This window comes from Pseudoalteromonas sp. APC 3893 (genome assembly GCF_030408095.1).
GTDB lineage: Bacteria > Pseudomonadota > Gammaproteobacteria > Enterobacterales > Alteromonadaceae > Pseudoalteromonas.
Genome location: NZ_JASDCD010000008.1, coordinates 21,648 through 40,809 on the forward strand (window position 1 = coordinate 21,648; position 19,162 = coordinate 40,809).

The window sequence follows — 19,162 nt, forward strand, 5'->3', positions numbered from 1 at the left end:
TCATTTCTCAATTACAGTTTCACCATTAGATAAAAAATAGCTCATAGTTAAGAGCTTTGTCTAGTTTTTAAGGTCATTTAAGTAGTTATTAATGATTGTTTTAATTGATTGAAAATTAAATTGATTTATCGCTTCTTTTAACCGTACTAATTGCGTATTTTCTGTTGCGTTTTCTATATGCTGCTCAAGTTGTAAAATAAGTACCTGGGGAATAGGTTTAGCTGACTTAGCTAATTCAAGTATTTCATCTAAGTACTCCATATTACTTTCAATATTAAGGCTGATTGCTTGACTTGCTTTCAATTGGTTAGCAATCGCAAACTGCTCTATTGCGCGCAAAGAAATTTCAAGTTGCAGCTGGCAAGGAGTAAAGTTTATCGGTGTAGATTGTTTTATATCTTTTTGGAGTTTTTTAGCTACTTCCTCTAATCGTTCCAAGCCCAAAGTGCCGGTTAAACCTACAAACGTATGCAACATACGTCTTAACTCAAGAGTATGTTGTTGCTTATAAAGCACTTCTGCTTCTTTTATAAAGTTACTGTAGTCTTTAGTAAACCGGTCGAACGACTCACTTAGCAGTACATCATTAAAGTCTAAGTTCTCTAAAGCCACGGGCAAGTTTATCAATTGTGTCTGGGAGAAATTAGGCGTTGCTAAAAAGGCTGAATTGATATCAAAATTTAAAAAAATGAGCACCTCAGTGCCTTCACCTTGTCTACTCTTGACTTGAATTTCGCCATTTAACAGTTTGATCAGCTTTTGACTAATACTTAATCCTAACCCTGTTCCAGTATATTTACGGGAGTAGGAGTCATCGCTCTGATAAAAAGGATTAAAAATTGCTGATAACTTATCTTCAGGAATACCAATTCCCGTATCTTTTACTGAAAAAACTAAGGAAATTGAGTCATTGCTCAATGAATCGGCCGTTATCGTGATTGTGACACTGCCTTGCTCGGTGAATTTGATTGCATTGTCGACCACAAAGTTTAAGGTTTGGTTTAGCTTTAAATAATCACCTGTCAAGGCGATGTCTTCATCCATATGAAGTAATATATTGAATTCTAGGTCCTTAGACTTACATAAGCTTGAAAATGATTCTGATAAGTACTGTGACACTTCTTTAATGGTAAAGTTAATATTTTCGATAGTGGATTGATTCGAGTCTAGCTTTGATAACTCTAAAATATTATTTACTAATGAAAGCAGGTTGTTACCACTGGTAAGGGATTTAGCAATATACTTTTTATGCGTACCATCTGTAATTTCTTCAGATAAAAGTTGCTGCATTCCTAAAATGATATTCAAGGGTGTGCGCAGCTCATGACTCATATTAGCGACAAACTTGCTTTTTGCCTCATTGGCAATATCTGCTTGATGTTTTGCTGCTTTTAATGCTGAGTTTACCGCTTTCATTTGGTCATTTAGCTCTTGGGCTTCTATCAGTAGTGTGTTTGTTTCATTATTTTTCTTATACAGAGAATTGGCCGCTTTTATTGCATGCGAAAATTCATTATCTAGTTCAGGCTCAGCCAATAGACCACGTTGCTTACCATTGTTCATATCGTTCAAAAGCAAGGAAAGGCTATTTATAGGGGATATTATTGTGCGCACAATAAAAATGCATATTGTAATTAATAATACCAACATCACTAGCGCAAATACTTTACTTTGTTCCGCTTGTTGATCTAGGTGTAAGCTGACTTGCTTTTGGGCTTGGAGAAAGGTGTTTTTTTCAGTACGGTTTATCTGGTCTGTTAAATACAGTAATTCATTTGCAATACCTGTTAAAACAACATTTACCGAGTAGTTATAGCCTCTCGACAGTAAAATAAGCTGGTTATAGCTTTTTCTGATTTCTAAAAACTCTCTATTTAGTAAACTCTTAGGCTGTATTGAGCCTGGTTCAATAAATTTTTCTATCTTATCTAGCTGCAGCTTAAGCTGATCAACATTTTGGCTGGTTGTCTGCGAAATATCAAAGTCAGTATTTTCTAAGTAGTTTTCCGTCGCGTAGTTTATATTTGAAAGCGTTAGTATTGCATCTGCGTAAATTGCCTCATGACTCGAGCCTTCAACGTTTTTCAACGCGTTGAGGTGCAATATTAAATTATTAACCGCGGGCTTGAAGCGTGTATTGAATAAGCGTACACGATTTTTTCTGTTTTTAACGACTTGCTCAAATGTCCGGTTAAAGTTTATTAAGTGCTCTCCTAAACGAGTAAGCAGGTCTTTATATGAACTTGAATGTTTTTGTGCATTGGTATTGAGTTTCTCTAAGTCATTTTTAGCATTCAACTGAAAACGTTTAAAATTATCTACTGAAATTGGCTTGGCTTTATCAACGTAATGAGTTACTTGCCCTTGGAGTGAGATGACGTTATTTTCAAGATCGTTGGTTGCTTCACTTTGGGTTTGAGCATCATTTTGTACTGTCAAAAGTATTCTTAGTGAATTTTGTGCACTTGAAAATAAATAGCTTTGAAACAGTATAATTATAACTAATAATGAGATCGCAGCTATGATTTTTGATTTGATAGAATTTATTTTCATTAGCGACTAATTAGCTCATACCACTTTTGCAAGCTGTAATCATACGTTGGCATAACTGTATTCCAGACAGCTACATTGCTGAAGCGTTTTAAATAGCTACCACCACTGCGAACGTTACCTGCTTCTACAGATACGTTACCTTGCGTATTAAGCAGTGTCTCCGTTGCCTCTTTCCCTTCATACCAATATGCCCATTCAGCTTCTGAAAGTAACGGTTTTGAACGCTCTGGGTTACTAATGTAATAACCTTGTCGAGCAATAAAAGCGCCTGGCCAGCCACTGAGCCACCAATTCATATAATCATAGGCGGCATCTTTTGTATTATTGGTGATTTGGGAAGATAGACACATAACACCGTGCCAGCCTCGGTAACCCTCTTTTGGAGCTGCAAATCGCACATTGATGCCTTGACTATTTAAGCTCTCTACCGCGGGTGAAAACATACTTTGAATGCTAACCCGGTTATTTTTCATAAATTCAACGGACTCAGGTACTGAGTTCCAAAAGCCATTAAAGTGTTTTTGTTTTTTATAATCGAGTAAAATAAAAAATAACCTATCTAGTTCGTCGCGTGTCATAGCGCCTATATCAACAAATTTTATCAAGCCTTTACTTTGCGCTGCGAGCGCCAAATCAAAAATGCCAATTGTTGGCGCATTTACTATGCCTACTTTGCCACGATTTTTTTCGTCGAGTAACCAAGCCCAGCTTTCAGTTTCATATGCGCTTCCAAGAGGAATGCTATCTAAGTTGTAGCCAAATGAATCGACATTGTGGACATACGGTAAATAGCTTATTAACTCTGTTTCTTGTGCGTTTAGAGAGCCATCATCTTGAATGTTAAGTAATTTGTAAGGTGCATCTCCTGCGCCAATAGATGCGTCTTGAGTAAGCTTTCCGGTTTTAGTCAATGAGTTAATTTCATTAAAATGAGTGATGCGCTTTTTTTCGATTGGCTGGATACTGCCTGCATTCCACAAAACATTTATACTATTAGACCATTGTTCATAAAGATCAAAAGAGCTCGGATCCATGGAAGCTTGTTGTAAAACAGATGAACTACCTGCAGGATTAAACACAATGTTGATACCTAAATCTTCCATTGCTTGTTTGCGTAGGGACTCTTGGAGTGTGACATGTGTGCCGAGCACACGTAGAGTGGTTTTTTTACGCGCGAAAACATAGGGTACATGGGTAATAATGCCAGCGCCTACACTTAAAGTGGCGATCTTCTTGAGTGTTGCCCGTTTAGGCAAATCCATAATTGAACCTAATAAAGTAATCGTAGATTAGGTATAGTTAATTAATCTGAAATGCTCAAGAGTTTAGTGCTAATACTGTTTGAAAATATTGAATCTAAAGAGTTTTAAAAGAAGAAATACTGTGATATTGGGGTTAGGAAAGTGGTGGAGCTAAGCAGGATCGAACTGCTGACCTCCTGCGTGCAAGGCAGGCGCTCTCCCAGCTGAGCTATAGCCCCACATTCCTAAAGTTACAAATTTTGTAACCTGCTTAAGGTTCCGTTTAAGCGGGACGAACTTTAATGAGATTTATAAATTTGGTCAAGCATTTTTTATATTTTTTATCAATTTTCACGAAAACAGTGAATTTTTGTTAGACTAGCGACTATTAAAAAGCACAAAGAAACTAATAATGAAAAAATATGCCTGGGTGTTACTGGTTTTGCTCTTTGGTTGCGCCAGCCAAGACGAACCGCCGTTTGAAATAAATAATAAACAATTGTATAAAAAGCTGGATGAACAAGGTAATAAAATCTTTGCTTATGTTGTGTCAGTTAAAGCAAATAGCAGAAAAAGTCGTAATTCAGATCGTCCGCTAACCCGCAGAGAGTTTAAAGACTTTGCAGAGCAAGAGTATTTTGAAGAGTCAAATAGCCTTAAGCTGCAACTTGAAGATCAAGCGGTTGAATTGCTGCAGAACGAGTTAGCGCAGCAACAGTATTGCCCGAGCAATTATGAGATAGATGAAGTTGTTTGGCGTGATCTAAGCGTACAACTTAGAGGGCGTTGTTTATAACATGTTAGAAGATAAGAATAAGTTAGCCGAGTATTTAGCGCATTTAAATATTCAGTACGATGTGATTGAGCACCCCGCTTTGCATGGTAGCCTAGATGCCGATGCGCTATTAATTGAGCGTCCAGGCACGCGCTTAAAAAATCTCTTCTTACGAGATAATGAAGGGAAAAATCATTTCTTAGTGATAACCGCACATGATAAACAGCTTGATTTAAAAGCGGTGGCTAAATATCAAGGCTTATCACGATTAGGGTTTGCTTCAGACGAGCGTTTGGCGCGTTATTTAAAAGTAGCCCCAGGTTGTGTGTCTATGCTGGCCCTTATGAACGACAAACAAAATAATGTGACTTTATGGTTAGACCAAGATATTTGGTTTAGTGAGCTATTTCATTGTCATCCGTTTGAAAACACCGAAACATGGTTAATGAAAAAAAATGATTTAGAGTTGTTTTTTGCCAGTACAGGGCATCAACTTAAGGTGGTTTTTTTACCTGCTAAATAACCACTCAATACTAAGGCCAATCCGCACAAGCATACAAGCAATAGCGCAGCCATAAACGCGATGTGCCCGTAGTGCTGGTATACCAAGCCAGGTAAAAAAGAACCCAGCGCGCCGCCACTATAGTAAAATGATACATAACCGCCATTGGTGACACTCGGTGGCGCGCTACTGATTTTATTAGCCAATGGTGCCGCGGTTGAATGGATCATAAACATTGCAGCGCAAAACCCAGTAAAAGCTAATAAGAATATTATGAGTTGGTTACTCATCAATATTAATATTGTTCCACAATAAAAAATAAATACCCCGCCAAGTAAATACCAAGGACTAGAGCTGCGTTTTAGTAGCCAAGGCGTGGTAATTGATGCCAGCGCACCAATTAGATAGCCACTGTAAACCAAGCCGATATCACGGGTGTTTGTTATTAAAAATGTATTTTGCAAAATAAAAGGCAGGTAATTCAATAACGCTGCAAAGCAAAAAAACATGCAAAATACTGCGCCATACAGCTTTAAAATAGGTGCTGTGGCGAGTTGTTTTAAATAACTCAGCGGTGATAATACCTGCGTTATCGTTACATGGCGGCTTTTAGGGATGGCTAAAGCCAATAAAATTAAAGCGACAGCGATTACATAGTAAAAGCTCTGCCAACTCCATAAGTCTGTAAATACAGCAGCCAATACCCGACCAAAATACCCGCCAGCAATAGTACTGCCTATGTACAAGGTCATATTTTTTTGTAAATAATCAGCCTTATAAGTGCAGCCAATATAGGTGGTCATAGCGGTGAGGGCAGCAGGCAAGATTAACCCTTGAATAAAGCGTAGCAGAAGTAGTAATTCAAATTTGGGCACTAAAGTAATCGCAATACAGCTTAATGCCAGCATCAACATAGCATAGCGTAAAATAGTTAACGGGTTATGTTTAGCAAGCAACAAGCCGTATATCAGGGGCGCAATGGCAAGTGGTAGCATGGTCGCCGTCATCAAGCTGCCAGCGCTGGCGGGCGTGACTTTAAATTGTGAAGCAAAAAGGCCTAATAATGGCTGCGGTGCGTACAAGACAAAAAAGATAAACAATGAGCACAATAATAAGTGGGAAATACGCATTATTTTGACCAAACAACAAAAGTTAATAGCTTACGCTTGGCAACATTTAAAGCAATGATAAAGCGGCTTTAATTACTCAGTTTAAATATCAATATGTTGTTTTCTTGCGCTATATCAGGTTTTATTTTACAGACTTTGTTAGATTACTTTTTAATGCAACAACCTTCATTGTTGAGGTAACTTAGCTATAGGTATAAAATAATCCTAATCTAAGTTTTTAATGGAACAAGGCCATGGGTTCATTACAAGACCAATTGCTACAAGCAGGACTTACTACATCACATAAAGCGAAAGTTGCAAAAAGCGAGAAACGCAAGCAACAGAAAAAGCAGAAAAAAGGTGCCACGAGCAACCCAAGTGATCTGCAAAAGCACATTCAGCAAACTAAATTAGAGCAACAAAAGAAAGCTGAAGAGCTAAACCAAGCTCGTCAAGGCGATTTAAAGCAGCGTGAACAAATAGCCAGAGTTAAACAAATTTTAGAACACCACAATCAAGATGAAATTCGTGGTGAGCGTACTTTTAACTTTACCTATGAAAACAAAGTTAAAGAACTAGACGTTAATGAAAAAACACAAAAGGCACTTGCTGGTGGTCGTTTAGCTATATGTGTTTTAGAAGGGCAATTTTTTGTACTTGAAGATGAACCTGCACGTAAAGTCGCTGAAGTAGATGAAAAGTACATCGTATTTCACGTTGAGCCAGAAGATAAGGGCAAAGATGATGATGACCCGTATGCAGACTTTGAAGTGCCAGATGATCTTGTTTGGTAATTTTTGCAATTGGAGCTTTTAAAACGCCCCCAGTGATCTTCAATGTGTATAAATTGCGTACAAAATTAGCATGCTATTATGCATGGTCTACAATTAAATAAGTAAATTTATAAACCGTCAAAAAGAAGAGAAAATACAATGAGCAAGATAACAACATTACTTTTAGGAGCTAGCCTTGCAATGGCAGCTAGCGCATCTTTTACATCAGTGGCCGCTGAAGGTGAAGCCCTTTATACCGCAAAGCTTTGTCAAACTTGTCACGGCCCTGAAGGCAAAGCGCCAATTATGGCATTGTACCCGAAACTAAATGGCCAAAATAAAGAATATTTACTTGCGCAAATGAAAGACATTAAATCAGGTGCGCGTAGTAATGGGATGACTGCGGCAATGAAGGCTATGGTTGCTAATGTATCTGAAGAAGAAATGGCAGCAATTGCTGACTACTTAGCAAACGTTAAATAATTTTACGTTAATCTGTACTTCAATTAGCGCTTAAACAGCCACATCAATTTATTTGATGTGGCTGTTTTGTTTTCTAACAGTTGATTGCAACTCTAGACTGCTTTAGACTTCTATACATCTATTTCGCACTGTGTTTATACAAGGCATAAATATGTTTGAATTACCGCAACTTGATTTAAAAAATAAAGTATCAGCACAGGAGTGGCAATTACGTGTTGATTTAGCCGCGTGTTATCGTTTAGTTGATCATTTTCGTTGGGGTGATTTAATTTATACGCATTTATCGGCACGGCTACCGGGCACTGATCATTACCTTGTAAATGCATTTGGTCTAACATTTGACGAAGTAACGGCATCAAACCTGGTGAAAGTTGATTTATCAGGCAATATTTTAGATGACACTCCGTTTAAAATTAACCCGGCGGGTTTTACTATTCACAGTGCTATTCATGAAGTGCGTGACGATGCTCACTGTGTTATTCACTTACATACCAAAGAAACCATTGCTGTTGCGACGCAAAAACAAGGCCTGTTGCCACTGAGCCAATATTCAATGTTTTCTTTACCTTCATTGTCTTACCATGGTTACGAAGGGCTTGCAGTAAATGATGATGAGAGAAAGCGATTGCAAGGTGATCTTGCTAATACTAATCACATGTTATTAGTAAATCATGGCGGCTTAACGGTAGGTCCAACTGTGGGTGATGCTTTCATGCGCTTTTATGATTTACAGCGCGCGTGTGAAATTCAACTCGCATTACAATCAAGTGGCGTAGACGTTACGCCAGTTCCTCAAGCCATAATCGATAATATTTATAATCAAGCCAATGTTGTGCACAGTGGTAGCACAGGTGGTCAGTTAGCCTGGCCTGCCATGTTACGTAAAGCCTATCGTCTTGATCCAAGTTTTGCTAATTAAGGAATTTTCATGAAAGTTAATCGCGTTGAAGTGTTTGATATCCATTGCCCTGAGCGTCCAGCGTGGACTCCTGTGTTTGTCCGTATTCACACTGACGAAGGTATTAGCGGTGTTGGTGAGGCAGGTCTTGCGTACGATTTAGGCCATAGTGCCGCTGCTGCGATGATCAAAGAAATGGCTGATGCGTTTTTGATTGGCCATGACCCATTTCAAACTGAAAAGTTATGGTCGCGTATGCTACGTGAAAGCTTTTGGGGTTTAGGTGGTGGTCCTGTGGTTTATGCTGCAATGAGTGCTATTGATACTGCACTGTGGGATATTAAAGGTAAGGCACTTGGTTTACCTGTTTACCAGTTACTCGGTGGTAAAGTTAACGATAAGCTGCGTACTTATGCCTCACAATTACAGTTTGACTGGGATAGTGAATTTAAAGCCCTAGTACAACCACAAGAATATGCAGAAGCAGCTTTAAAAGCGATTGCAGAAGGTTACGATGCCGTTAAAGTTGACCCTATTCAGTATGATAAAGACGGTAATACATATTATGATCGCACTAAGATCATTTCACGTGCTGAAATGAAACTATACCGTGCGCGTATGCAAGCTATTCGTGAAGCGGTGGGTGATGAAGTGGACATTATTTTTGAATGTCACAGTTTACCAGGAGCAACATCTGCGATTCAAATCGGTGAAATAGCTGAAGAATTTGATTGTATGTATTATGAGGAACCGGTTAACTACTTAAATCATTCACTGCATGCAAAAGTTGCAGATAAAGTTGCTGTACCAATCGCTGGTGGTGAACGTTTATATAATCGTTGGGGTGTGCGCCCATACCTTGAAGACCAAAGCATTGACGTACTACAACCAGATATAGGTTTATGTGGTGGCTTTACCGAAACTAAAAAAGTATGTGATTATGCCGATATTTTTGATGTAAGAATTCAAGCGCACGTATGCGGTGGCCCAGTGGCGACTGCTGCTTCTTTGCATTTAGAAACGGCTATTCCGAACTTTTTAATTCATGAGCACCATACTTATGCAATTAAAAAGTGGAACCGCGAATTGTGCTTACAAGATCCACAACCAAAAAATGGCTTCTTTGAAGTATCCGAAGAGCCTGGTTTGGGTATTGAACTAAACGATGAAATTGTGATGCGTTCACAAAGAGTAGAAATAAAATAAGCGACGAGTCGCGAGTTTCGAGAAGCGAGCAGAGCTTGCTTCTTGTTAATATTATTTGTTCTAGGCACTTCTTCTATTAACGTCTTGCTAGCACCTAGCACCTAGCACCTAGCACCTAGCACCTAGCACCTAGCACCTAATTATTATTCACCTTACATTTCACATCAGGCAATGGCTCGGTGGCTTTGCTATCTAAGTGACGTATAAAACATAAATTATCTTTGATCAGCAGTTCAAACCTGTCAGGCATATTCAACTGTTTACCCATAATAGGGTTGCCAAGTTCATCGGCTTTATTGACGTTATCGACGACCATTAAACTGCGTTTCATAAATACATCATCTGCAACGGCAATATTGTCACTGCGCATTAGGCGTGCTAATCCTTGTGCAATCAAATTGCTTTGGGGCTTTTGCAAAAGTGCATGTTGTAGTTTAGGTGTTGGCGCCTCGCTAGGTGCACTGCAACCAAGTAGTAATATACTCATACAGACTAAAATGTAAGGTATTTTTTTCATTGTAAGCTACCTGTTTTGATCCTGAGGCAAGATTTTGTTCTGTTGAGCAAATGTACTTGCGCGCGTATCGATTACCGCAGGGGTATCAGCCAAAAGGGCTGGTGCAAAACCTTGTTGGCTAGCGGTTGATGTTGCACTTGGGCAGCTCTGTGTTTCACGATAATTAAGAGCAGCTGCTAACAGTGCTTCATTTGGATCGCCTAATTGATGACTAAAGTCATCAGCAACAGCGCAACCAGCTACACGCACCGGTAAACGTTCATTATTCACCGTATTTTGCGGTGCAAAGCCATCGGAGTATTCACCAAAGCCTTTGTTGTTTTCACCTGTGAATTGAATGGTAAAATAGGTGGTATCGCAGTTATCTGTAGCGTAAAAACCATAGGGTTTACCACAGGTGCCAGCACCGATTTGTATTACCTCAACATCAATACCTTGAAGCCCATTAATAATGGCTTCACTGGCTGAGCAAGTGCTACTGGTTGTTAATAAATAAACTCGCTCTAGGTTGAGAGAAGGTAAAGGTGTTCCTGGGGCAAGGCCTGGGTTATCTGCAAAGCCAATAAATTCATCGGTGAACATCACAGGTTCTAACCGTCGCCCTGTGACAGGATTAAATGTTGGATGTTGATCATTAAAAATTGTGCGTTCAAAAATTTTATTGTTAGTATTCGCAGCACCTGCAATCATATAGCTTACTTGGCTTGCCATTTGTAGAAAACCACCGCCGTTGTAGCGAATATCGATAATTAAATCAGTGACATTATTGTTCTTAAATGTATTAAATGCGTCATATAATGGCTTTTCAGCAATGGCATTATGACTATTAAATTGAAAGTAACCTACACTGCCATTGGCAAGTATTTTTACATTCGTAACTGGTTGTGATGTTATAGATTGAGCTGTTAAAGTGACCTCACGAACCTCTGAGGTCTCAATGTCTTTAAATGTAAAGTTGGTTGTTTTACCAGACTCACGAGGTGATAAACCAGCATTAAGTGTATCGACTTCCGCTTGCGTGCTTGCATTTACAAAATCAACACCGTCTACTTCCAGTACTTCAAAACCACGGCTTAGGTTAGCATTACTTGCAGGGGTGTTAGCTTCTGTGTATGAGATTACAGCTTGGCGAGGGGCCGTTGCGCTAATTATCTTGAGCTTGAAGCCATAGCCAAAACTAACGCCTGATTGACTTTGGGCTTCCCACTCGGCAGTGGGGAGACTTGAGTGAAAATTGTCTTTATTAGCACCAGACTCCGTTATTTCTTTAGTCTTTAGAAGTTGAAAGTAGTCAGCTACGAAGTCGGTGAGAGCAGGGTCTCGGTCAATAATTTCGTCATACCATAAGTAGGTCTCATTGCTCCATGAACGCAACCAATGCTTCTCATTTAGCGCTTGGCATTGTTGGGCAAAACTAGTTGAAGGCTCAAACACGCCTTCGGACCAGTCAATGGTTGTCGGTACTGGTATATTATTGTTATCGGTATTGGCTGTGTTGCCACCGCCGCAACCAGTTAATACAGCTAGGGAAAAGGCTGAGATTAGCGCTAAATTAAATCTTGATAGGGTCATCAGGCATCTCTTATTAAATAAGTATTTTATAGAATATAGCGCCTTTTATTGATACAAGATAGTAAGTAAAAAGTTAAAACAGGTAGAAACTAAGAGCATTGGAGTAACTAAGTTGTTGCCATAAATCATTGCTTTTGCATAACGAGAAGTGGCTGTGCCAAAGCTCAGAATAGCTTTGTTGAATTTGGCAAACTGGAAAGTTACTAGCAAACATGACTCGCGTTTGGCCAAATTGCTGTACTATAAAATCAAAGCAAACTTGCTGTTGTTGCTTATTTAGAGAAAGTAATTCAAATCCAGAATATTTTATATATACATTTTTATTGTGGGCTAACTTACTAATGCCTTTTTGCCATAACACCAGTTGCTGTGGCAATCCGGCGTGATTAACCACAAGCTTTAAGTGAGGAAGCTGCTGAGCGTAATGCGCAACTCGCTCGCTAATTAAGGTATTTTCAAGTTCAAATTGAGCTTCAAAATGAAGCGCTTGTTCAGCTAAATAAGCAAGGTTCTCTAAAGTATAAGGGTGTAATAGTCGAGAGCTGTCTTCGCCTTCTGTAATATCCCTAATCCCGACAAGTGACGGGTGTTTTAAATTATTAATCGCTTTTTTAAACTCAACAGGATCAGAATCTATTTTCGCAAAACTAACAGCTCTAAATTGCTGATTAGCTAAATGTTTATTTAGCCATTTTAGCTCTCTAATGGGCTGTTGGTTATCGAACCCAGCTTCAATATGTACTAAAGCGGCTAGCTCAAATGGGCAATTTTTAATAAGGTCGTCAGGGGCTATCGGTTTTTTAATTGTCTCAAGGTTAGGCCAAGAGGGAGGATTATCTCCCTTTAGCCAGTTGTAGCAACCTTCATTTAGGTTAAAAAAATGCACATGGGGGTCAATGATTTTGGAGTGCATTTTTAATCCTCTTATTGCGCCGTATAGCCGCCATCAATATTTTGTAGACTGCCTGTTATAAAGCTGGCGTTGTCGCTTGCTAAAAAAGCAACAAGAGCAGCAACTTCATCGGGTTGGCCTAAACGACCAAGTGGCTGAAAAGCACCTTCTTGTTCGACTATCTCAGCTTTATTCGCACCACTTTTGGCGCAATATGCGTCTATGGCATTATGAAATAAAGGGGTTTCAATTGTACCTGGGCAAACGGCATTTGCTCTAATATTAAAAGCAGCATAATCAAGTGCAGTGGTCTTGGCCATAGACGCTAGCGCATGTTTGCTTAGGTTGTAAGCAAAAGAGTTGGTTTTAGCTATGTTAGCTTGGTCTGAAGCAATAAAAATAATAGCTCCATCTTGTTGTACTTTCATGCTAGGCAAAACAGCCTTTACTGCAGCATATGCCCCTTTAACATTGAGAGCAAAAAGATTGTCAAAAGTTGCTTCGTCAGTATCTTCAATATTAGCGCTTAAGTGTTTACCAGCATTTGAAACGAGTACATCAATGCGACCTTGATCTTGGGCTATACGCTCAATAGTATGCTCCACATTAGCGACTTGGCTAACATCACATTGTTGCCAGATGCCAAATTCACCATCTTGAATGTCTAGGTTAAATACTTTAAAGCCTTCACTTTCTAAACGCTGACATATAGCGCGCCCGATACCTAGGCTTCCGCCAGTGACGATTGCAACTTTTTTCATTTTATACCCTTAGTGGCTATGACCACAGCCGCCTTCGCTATGAACATGACCATGGGAAAGTTCTTCGCTGGTGGCTTCACGTACGGTTATAATATCGATATCAAAGGTAAGTGTTTTACCGGCAAATGGGTGATTTAAATCACAGTCAGCATTAAAACGACCCACTTTTACGATAGTAACTTGGTGCTTTCCTTGGTTTGAATGCACCATAGCAGTCATGCCTGGCTTCCAAACTTTTGTGTCACCTTGTAAGTGCTTAAGAGGAATGCGTTGGATAAGGTCGTCAACACGCTCGCCGTACGATTCACTTGGCTCAAGTGTAACTGTTAAGTTGTCACCAGCAGATTTTCCCTCAAGCGCGCTCGCTAAACCTGGTAGCATGCCTTCAAGGCCGTGAATATAGCTTAATGGCTCGCCATTTTTACTGCTTTCAAGTTGTTCGCCGGCTTCACTTAAGGTGTAGTGAAACTCTACAGCTGAATTATTACTGATTTGCATGCCAATCTCTTTTATTTAAGTGTACGAAAACGCCGATTTTACGCTAAATCAAATTGATGTGAAACTAATGCGGCTGTTTTAAGGTTTTTTCTAACCCCGACAGCATTCCTTCATTTTGAAGTTGTGAACTGGGCTTAGTTGCTTGTGGTAAATGTAAAACCAGTAATGAGCCTGGTTTTAAAACACTGGATGCACTGAGCTTATTCCACTGTGCTAAGTCTTTGTGGGGCACATCGTATAGCTGACTTATTCCCCATATAGTGTCTCCAGGCTTAACTTGATATTCAATGGCAATTGTAGGGATTGCTACTTCGGTCTGCTCAAGGTATGGACTAATTTTATAATCGATAGTTAATGAGTCGGGCATAGTACGTGGCTGACCAACAATTAAGGCTTCGCCAATCCCTATTAGGTTGGAGGTTTTATTATTCATCATTTTTAATTTTTTAACTGAAAGGCCAAAACGCCGAGCAATGGAATATAAGGTATCGTCTTTCTTTACTATATATTCACCAGAAAAGTTATTTTTAAAGAACTGACTACGTAAAAGGCTTTGTTGCTCCAGTGGTAGTAACAAGGTGTGGGGCCCATTAGGAGAGCTTTGATTTTTTAAATAGCCCGGGTTTAAAGTGTGTAGTTGTTTGCGGCCAATCCCAGAGAGATTTGCTATTACAGAAAAATCAAACTGCTGACCTACATTAAACTCGGTTGTTAGTGCTTTATTTGCCAATTTAGGGCGCAGTAAACCTTGTTGTGGGTTTTGCACTAGATAGCTTAAAGCTAGCAGTTTTGGTACATACTCAGAGGTTTCTTTTGGTAATTTTAAAGACCAATAATCAGTGCTTTTGCCCTTATTTTTATTATCAGTGATGGCTCTTTTGACTCGCCCTTCACCGCTGTTATAGGCCGCGAGTGCATGTAGCCAGTTACCATCAAAGCGCTTATGTAAATACTTTAAATAGGCAAGGGCTGCATCTGTAGACGCAAGTACATCTTGTCGCCCGTCGTACCATTGGTCTGACTTAATACCAAAATGATGGGCGGTTGCACCAACTAGCTGCCAAACGCCAACAGCTTGTTGCGACGAGCTAACGGTCGGTCTAAAGTCACTTTCGACAAAGGGAAGCAAGGCAATTTCCATGGGTAAATTTTGTTGTTCAATTTTACGAACAATATGGTAAAGATAAGGAGCTGCCCGTTTGCTAACTGTTTTTAAATAGTTGGGCTGCCTGATATACCATTTAATGCGTTTATTTAGCGCTTTATTTAGATAGATTTTAAATTGCAGGTTAGTCGCTATGTGTTGCCATAAATCAGCATTTCTTTTTATTACAGCCGTATTAGGGGAGTTAGTAGTTTGAGGTGTTAGCTGTAATTTTATTGTTGGTTTTGCTGGGGTATCGGTTTTTTTATTTGCAGTAAGTATAGGTTTTTTTGAAGGCTCAAAGTGGTTAAAGATAACGGGTGCTGCTACGTCTTGTGCTTGGGCATTTGCGGGCTCTGTTGTTTCACAACCTAACAACATAAATAGGGTAACAAATAGGGCAAATAAGTAACTGCGCATAAAAACCACCGAGAAATTGTCCTTTATTGAGTTTAGCACAACCGTGTGCGGGGGCTATTTTGACTGTTTAGCGCGTTTAAGTCCAGCTTGTAAAAATATTGGGTAAGCTTTAGCTGAGATTTCATCTGTGATGTACTGGTTAGCAAATTGTTCATTAAAGCTTTGTTGGAGTTGGGTTAAATCTTGCTCAGGGTTGTTTTGTACATGTTCTTGTATGGCAGTTAAAAAAGCGTGAGAGTGTTGTAGGTCTTTTATTGTTATTGGTTCACCGTGGCCTGGTAAAATTGTTTGTTCAATAGTGTTTGCTGCTAACTCAGTTAATAATTCTCGCCAGTCAGTTAAATTGCCGTGGCCTGGGTAAGGTAAATAGTCGACGATATCCCCACCAATTAAAATAGTTTGCTGCTCAGCATAAAGCATTAAATCGGCATTAGTATGTGCCTGGTAGGCATTTATTGTTATAGGGTAATTTCCTAAATCAAGTGCAAGCGAGTCAGTGACTGCTAAAGCGGGTGGCTTTAGTGTGTATTCTTGCCATCGCAGCAGACGATTTTTCGCTAATTCAAGTTTATCACGCCAAGCTGGCTGCTTCTCTTTAGGTTGCTTGGCTAAGCGCTGAAAGCTTAATTCAATACTTTGTTGATAAGTCTCTAGTTTATTATTGTAAGCCTGTTTAAAATCTGCAAAGTTTGCTGCTAATTTTTGATGTGTAATTAATTTAGCATTAGGGTAATGATGCTGTAACACTGCCATACCAAGCAGATGATCGTCATGAAAGTGGCTTGCGACTAAGTAACATAAAGGTACTTTAAGAGTGTGTTTAAGGTGCTTTACCGTTGCTTCAACAGCTGAGAAGTTACCGCTAGCATCAAACATTAATGCACAGTTATCACCTTTAATAAGAATTTGGTTCGAATCATAAAACCGCAAGTTAGCGGACTGCTGAAAAAAATCGACGTGATTAGATATTTTTTGCCATTGAGCATGAGCCTGACTAATCGACAATAGGGTACCTGCAAAGACTAAAAAACGAGTTAAACGAAAGCTGAGAAAGTTGTTAGTCATCATTTATCCCTAAGATTCGAGTTGTTATTTGCAGGTTCAGCAGAAAAAAACAAGCGCAAAATGCGCTTGTTTATTTATGATTAGAGTCACTTAAGTATAAACTTAGTTTATCTATAAGCTCATCTTGCTGCTGTTGTGCAATGGCTTGTTGCTTTTGCACTTCTAACAATTCGTGACTAATGTTCAGTGCCGCCATAAGTAAGGCTTTTTGATCATTTCGTACTGTAGAACGTTGTTTCATTTGCTCTACTAAATCATTGAGGTGCTTTGCAGCAGCTATCAGTGCTTCTTCTTGGCCTTGTGGGCAAGCAAATTGCTGCTCTTTGCCAAGTAGATCAACAGTGACCCGCTGGTTTTGCAACTCAGACATTAGCTAGCCTGTTGGGCGCTTTGCAACTTCTCTAATAGGCCACTTAATGTTGAACTCGTGTCTTTTTGCTTTTCTTCACTATCAAGTACTTCAAGTTGCAAAGTTTCATTTTCGTCAATTAGTTTGCTGTTTTTTTCTGTAAGGCTCGTAACCTCAGCTTGTAGCTCATTATTGCGGCTGATTAGTTGGTCGATCAGTTGTTCGAGTTGAGAAAGAGTTTCGTTGTTCATAAAGGCGCTCATATAACTGTTATTAATAACTAGCAAATGTAAAGCAAAGTTACTTTATATGCCAGCATTTACGCTTGTTTTAGCTGATTTTTATTTGCTGTTAAGGGATAATTCAGCTCATCAGCTTTTTTGTTCAGAATTGGTTCACAGAGTTAAGTAAAATTTTAGTGGATGGTGTTTTAATTTCAACTGAAACTCGTATCTTGGCATAGCTTGCGTATAATGAAGCCTGATTACAGCTTTTATCACTTGGCTTATAGCGAAACTAAAATTATGCTCAGTTACAGACACTCATTTCATGCCGGAAATCCAGCGGATGTACTTAAACACTTAGTACTAGCACAAGTGTTAAGTTATCAAACAATTAAAGATAAGCCACTTGATTATATTGACACTCACTCAGGGGCGGGTTTTTTTGAATTAGCATCGGCTGATGCGCAAAAAACGCAGGAATTCCAAGATGGCATAGCAAAGCTTTATCAGCACAGTAGTGAGCACGAAGCTTTAAATGATTACATCGCATTGATCAAGTCTTTCAACGAACAAGGCGATCTTGCTTTTTATCCTGGCTCACCAAAAATAGCCGAGCACTACTTGCGTCGTCAAGACAAAGGCTGGTTTTTTGAGCTACACCCAAGGGATCTCCTGTTACTTGAAGATAATATGCAGGGCAAGCGCTCAATTCGTGTGCGTGGCGAAAACGGGTTTGCTGGATTAATAGGGTTATTACCCCCTGCGTCACGACGTGCATGCGTACTGATTGATCCACCGTATGAGATTAAAGACGATTATGAACTTGTGGTTAAAACGCTAACTAAAGCTTATCAGCGCTTTGCTACGGGCACTTATATGATTTGGTACCCAGTCGTTGATCGTGAGCGTATTGAGCGAATGGAAGAGGGACTTATAGCCTCTGGCATGCGTAATATTCAATTATTTGAGCTTGCTACAAAAGCAGATACTGACGTACATGGTATGACAGCCTCAGGCATGATTATTATTAACCCGCCTTGGAAATTAAAACAAACCATGGATTCCGTTTTGCCTGAATTAGTGGGCTTGTTAAGTGACGCCAGCGGCTTTTATCGCAGCGAACAGTTAGTAGAAGAATAACTAACCAGAGTTCAGGTTAACTAGAAATTTTTTACGGTTTGAAAGCGCCCAACTTTGCTTGGGCGTTTTCTATGCAATACTCTAATTAAAGTACGTTGCTTGGAATGTAGCAGTGACTTCACCTGCCGCATCTTTCATTGTAAGTGTCTCACCCTTAATAGCAAACTCAGCTGCAGTGTCCAGTACGGCTGACATGGTGCTTTCAACATCCATTTGCTCAGTACACATTTTTTGCGTGCTTGCTAAAGGGTTGAAAGTAAGTGCCTGTTCGCTGATTTCGTAGCTGCCAGTAAAGTTATTACACCCTAAAAAGCCATGAGTTGTACCATCGGCTTTAAATTGAATAAAAGGCTCTTTGGTTTTTACTTCAACAGCTTCACCGTTGAAGCTTACTGCTTTCCAATAAGTGTTTGTCAGGGTTACGTCAGGCTTAGTTGCAGAAGCTTTTGATACAACAACTTCATAAGGTTGATCTGTTTGCTGCTGTGCAAAAGGGTCATTATTGGTTGTGCTAATGTAAAGTAATTGGCCTTGGTTCTCGATACGCGCACTAACACTATAGCGATGGCCCGCTTTAATTTTTGACTGCTCATATTGCAGCGACACATCATACGGAGGGCCCCCATTAAGCTCTATGGTCTGCTCACTAATAACATCTGCTTTAACGTCCATTTTAGACACATCAGAAAGCTTAACGGTCAATACGGAGCCTGGGCGTAACATACTACGGTCTAAATAAGTTACTTGTGTGTTAAGAGTCGCCATTCTTTTTTGCTCTGTTGCATTGTCGGGTGTTTGCTCCTGAGTACAACCTGATAGAGCAATGCTTGCGGTTAATAATGCAAGACAGCCTAATGATGATTTTTGTAATGACATAAAGTTTCCTTGAATGAACTAAAGTTTGCAGCACTATTTACTACAAACGCTATTAAATATATTCCTTCGGCGCTTAATATTAGCTTAATCCAACAAAAAATGGGCTAGCAGCCCATTTTTTATAAAAACTTTAATGTTAGGGTTTGTGGACCCTGGAAGATCAA

General features: G+C 39.5%; 20 protein-coding genes and 1 tRNA gene. 7 read left to right on the forward strand and 14 right to left on the reverse strand.

Annotated features, from left to right (window positions below):
* Window positions 1–60 precede the first annotated feature (60 nt).
* The 3 genes from QMA12_RS11350 to QMA12_RS11360 all read right to left on the reverse strand — a co-directional run bounded on the left by QMA12_RS11350 (window position 61) and on the right by QMA12_RS11360 (window position 4,033).
* Complete coding sequence (locus QMA12_RS11350) at window positions 61–2,439, reverse strand: hybrid sensor histidine kinase/response regulator (RefSeq protein ID WP_290210299.1); 2,379 nt, start codon at window positions 2,437–2,439, stop codon at window positions 61–63.
* A 113-nt stretch (window positions 2,440–2,552) separates the two neighbouring features.
* Window positions 2,553–3,815 (reverse strand): extracellular solute-binding protein, encoded by a 1,263-nt coding sequence (locus QMA12_RS11355; RefSeq protein WP_087534486.1) that lies wholly within the window; start codon window positions 3,813–3,815, stop codon window positions 2,553–2,555.
* Between the two features lie 142 nt (window positions 3,816–3,957).
* Window positions 3,958–4,033 (reverse strand) — tRNA-Ala (locus tag QMA12_RS11360).
* A gap of 173 nt (window positions 4,034–4,206) precedes the next feature.
* Here QMA12_RS11360 and QMA12_RS11365 point away from each other — a divergent pair.
* Together QMA12_RS11365 and QMA12_RS11370 are read left to right on the forward strand one after the other, a co-directional pair.
* Window positions 4,207–4,590: a hypothetical protein gene (locus tag QMA12_RS11365; RefSeq protein WP_087534485.1), complete on the forward strand. Its 384-nt coding sequence runs from the start codon at window positions 4,207–4,209 to the stop codon at window positions 4,588–4,590.
* Window position 4,591: 1 nt separating this feature from the next.
* Window positions 4,592–5,092, forward strand: a complete 501-nt coding sequence (locus QMA12_RS11370) for a prolyl-tRNA synthetase associated domain-containing protein (protein WP_087534484.1) — start codon at window positions 4,592–4,594, stop codon at window positions 5,090–5,092.
* Here the strand turns inward: QMA12_RS11370 and QMA12_RS11375 are convergent.
* Window positions 5,059–6,201 (reverse strand): MFS transporter, encoded by a 1,143-nt coding sequence (locus tag QMA12_RS11375; protein WP_290210300.1) that lies wholly within the window; start codon window positions 6,199–6,201, stop codon window positions 5,059–5,061. The two genes, QMA12_RS11370 and QMA12_RS11375, sit on opposite strands and share 34 nt — an antisense overlap.
* A gap of 233 nt (window positions 6,202–6,434) precedes the next feature.
* On the opposite strand from QMA12_RS11375, the gene QMA12_RS11380 reads away from it, so the two are divergent.
* The 4 genes from QMA12_RS11380 to QMA12_RS11395 all read left to right on the forward strand — a co-directional run bounded on the left by QMA12_RS11380 (window position 6,435) and on the right by QMA12_RS11395 (window position 9,540).
* Window positions 6,435–6,974, forward strand: coding sequence for a DUF2058 domain-containing protein (locus QMA12_RS11380; protein ID WP_087534482.1), 540 nt, complete (start codon window positions 6,435–6,437; stop codon window positions 6,972–6,974).
* Between the two features lie 138 nt (window positions 6,975–7,112).
* Entirely contained in the window at window positions 7,113–7,436 is a 324-nt protein-coding gene (locus QMA12_RS11385; RefSeq protein ID WP_087534481.1) for a c-type cytochrome, read from the forward strand.
* Between the two features lie 151 nt (window positions 7,437–7,587).
* The gene (locus QMA12_RS11390) at window positions 7,588–8,355 is read left to right on the forward strand and encodes a class II aldolase/adducin family protein (protein WP_087534480.1); all 768 of its coding nucleotides are present in this window, start codon (window positions 7,588–7,590) and stop codon (window positions 8,353–8,355) included.
* A gap of 9 nt (window positions 8,356–8,364) precedes the next feature.
* Complete coding sequence (locus QMA12_RS11395) at window positions 8,365–9,540, forward strand: mandelate racemase/muconate lactonizing enzyme family protein (protein ID WP_058560482.1); 1,176 nt, start codon at window positions 8,365–8,367, stop codon at window positions 9,538–9,540.
* 136 nt (window positions 9,541–9,676) lie between these two features.
* Here the strand turns inward: QMA12_RS11395 and QMA12_RS11400 are convergent, their stop codons facing one another.
* From QMA12_RS11400 to zapB, 9 genes are all read right to left on the reverse strand, one after another.
* Window positions 9,677–10,057, reverse strand: a complete 381-nt coding sequence (locus QMA12_RS11400) for a hypothetical protein (RefSeq protein ID WP_290210301.1) — start codon at window positions 10,055–10,057, stop codon at window positions 9,677–9,679.
* 6 nt (window positions 10,058–10,063) lie between these two features.
* Window positions 10,064–11,629: a S41 family peptidase gene (locus QMA12_RS11405; protein WP_290210302.1), complete on the reverse strand. Its 1,566-nt coding sequence runs from the start codon at window positions 11,627–11,629 to the stop codon at window positions 10,064–10,066.
* 73 nt (window positions 11,630–11,702) lie between these two features.
* Window positions 11,703–12,542, reverse strand: coding sequence for an amidohydrolase family protein (locus tag QMA12_RS11410; protein WP_290210303.1), 840 nt, complete (start codon window positions 12,540–12,542; stop codon window positions 11,703–11,705).
* 11 nt (window positions 12,543–12,553) lie between these two features.
* Entirely contained in the window at window positions 12,554–13,282 is a 729-nt protein-coding gene (locus QMA12_RS11415) for an SDR family oxidoreductase (protein WP_290210304.1), read from the reverse strand.
* A 9-nt stretch (window positions 13,283–13,291) separates the two neighbouring features.
* Window positions 13,292–13,780 (reverse strand): peptidylprolyl isomerase, encoded by a 489-nt coding sequence (locus tag QMA12_RS11420; RefSeq protein WP_087533374.1) that lies wholly within the window; start codon window positions 13,778–13,780, stop codon window positions 13,292–13,294.
* A 64-nt stretch (window positions 13,781–13,844) separates the two neighbouring features.
* Window positions 13,845–15,344 (reverse strand): transglycosylase SLT domain-containing protein, encoded by a 1,500-nt coding sequence (locus tag QMA12_RS11425; RefSeq protein WP_290210305.1) that lies wholly within the window; start codon window positions 15,342–15,344, stop codon window positions 13,845–13,847.
* Window positions 15,345–15,398: 54 nt separating this feature from the next.
* The gene (locus tag QMA12_RS11430; protein ID WP_290295274.1) at window positions 15,399–16,412 is read right to left on the reverse strand and encodes an MBL fold metallo-hydrolase; all 1,014 of its coding nucleotides are present in this window, start codon (window positions 16,410–16,412) and stop codon (window positions 15,399–15,401) included.
* A 67-nt stretch (window positions 16,413–16,479) separates the two neighbouring features.
* Complete coding sequence (locus tag QMA12_RS11435) at window positions 16,480–16,779, reverse strand: cell division protein ZapA (RefSeq protein WP_087533371.1); 300 nt, start codon at window positions 16,777–16,779, stop codon at window positions 16,480–16,482.
* Window positions 16,779–17,009: a cell division protein ZapB gene (gene zapB, locus QMA12_RS11440; protein ID WP_087533381.1), complete on the reverse strand. Its 231-nt coding sequence runs from the start codon at window positions 17,007–17,009 to the stop codon at window positions 16,779–16,781. Before zapB ends, QMA12_RS11435 begins: the two co-directional genes overlap by 1 nt.
* A gap of 273 nt (window positions 17,010–17,282) precedes the next feature.
* On the opposite strand from zapB, the gene rlmJ reads away from it, so the two are divergent.
* Window positions 17,283–18,122, forward strand: coding sequence for a 23S rRNA (adenine(2030)-N(6))-methyltransferase RlmJ (gene rlmJ / locus QMA12_RS11445; protein WP_087533380.1), 840 nt, complete (start codon window positions 17,283–17,285; stop codon window positions 18,120–18,122).
* A gap of 81 nt (window positions 18,123–18,203) precedes the next feature.
* Here rlmJ and QMA12_RS11450 read toward each other — a convergent pair whose 3' ends face one another.
* Window positions 18,204–18,998, reverse strand: a complete 795-nt coding sequence (locus QMA12_RS11450) for an META domain-containing protein (RefSeq protein ID WP_290210307.1) — start codon at window positions 18,996–18,998, stop codon at window positions 18,204–18,206.
* Between the last annotated feature and the right edge of the window lie 164 nt (window positions 18,999–19,162).

Bases quoted from the DNA above. Each gene is read 5' to 3' on its own strand.
- QMA12_RS11355 (WP_087534486.1), bottom strand. From the start codon at position 3,815: ATGGATTTGCCTAAACGGGCAACACTCAAGAAGATCGCCACTTTAAGT.
- QMA12_RS11365 (WP_087534485.1), top strand. From the start codon at position 4,207: ATGAAAAAATATGCCTGGGTGTTACTGGTTTTGCTCTTTGGTTGCGCC.
- QMA12_RS11370 (WP_087534484.1), top strand. From the start codon at position 4,592: ATGTTAGAAGATAAGAATAAGTTAGCCGAGTATTTAGCGCATTTAAAT.
- QMA12_RS11375 (WP_290210300.1), bottom strand. From the start codon at position 6,201: ATGCGTATTTCCCACTTATTATTGTGCTCATTGTTTATCTTTTTTGTC.
- QMA12_RS11380 (WP_087534482.1), top strand. From the start codon at position 6,435: ATGGGTTCATTACAAGACCAATTGCTACAAGCAGGACTTACTACATCA.
- QMA12_RS11385 (WP_087534481.1), top strand. From the start codon at position 7,113: ATGAGCAAGATAACAACATTACTTTTAGGAGCTAGCCTTGCAATGGCA.
- QMA12_RS11390 (WP_087534480.1), top strand. From the start codon at position 7,588: ATGTTTGAATTACCGCAACTTGATTTAAAAAATAAAGTATCAGCACAG.
- QMA12_RS11395 (WP_058560482.1), top strand. From the start codon at position 8,365: ATGAAAGTTAATCGCGTTGAAGTGTTTGATATCCATTGCCCTGAGCGT.
- QMA12_RS11400 (WP_290210301.1), bottom strand. From the start codon at position 10,057: ATGAAAAAAATACCTTACATTTTAGTCTGTATGAGTATATTACTACTT.
- QMA12_RS11405 (WP_290210302.1), bottom strand. From the start codon at position 11,629: ATGACCCTATCAAGATTTAATTTAGCGCTAATCTCAGCCTTTTCCCTA.
- QMA12_RS11410 (WP_290210303.1), bottom strand. From the start codon at position 12,542: ATGCACTCCAAAATCATTGACCCCCATGTGCATTTTTTTAACCTAAAT.
- QMA12_RS11415 (WP_290210304.1), bottom strand. From the start codon at position 13,282: ATGAAAAAAGTTGCAATCGTCACTGGCGGAAGCCTAGGTATCGGGCGC.
- QMA12_RS11420 (WP_087533374.1), bottom strand. From the start codon at position 13,780: ATGCAAATCAGTAATAATTCAGCTGTAGAGTTTCACTACACCTTAAGT.
- QMA12_RS11425 (WP_290210305.1), bottom strand. From the start codon at position 15,344: ATGCGCAGTTACTTATTTGCCCTATTTGTTACCCTATTTATGTTGTTA.
- QMA12_RS11430 (WP_290295274.1), bottom strand. From the start codon at position 16,412: ATGATGACTAACAACTTTCTCAGCTTTCGTTTAACTCGTTTTTTAGTC.
- QMA12_RS11435 (WP_087533371.1), bottom strand. From the start codon at position 16,779: ATGTCTGAGTTGCAAAACCAGCGGGTCACTGTTGATCTACTTGGCAAA.
- zapB (WP_087533381.1), bottom strand. From the start codon at position 17,009: ATGAACAACGAAACTCTTTCTCAACTCGAACAACTGATCGACCAACTA.
- rlmJ (WP_087533380.1), top strand. From the start codon at position 17,283: ATGCTCAGTTACAGACACTCATTTCATGCCGGAAATCCAGCGGATGTA.
- QMA12_RS11450 (WP_290210307.1), bottom strand. From the start codon at position 18,998: ATGTCATTACAAAAATCATCATTAGGCTGTCTTGCATTATTAACCGCA.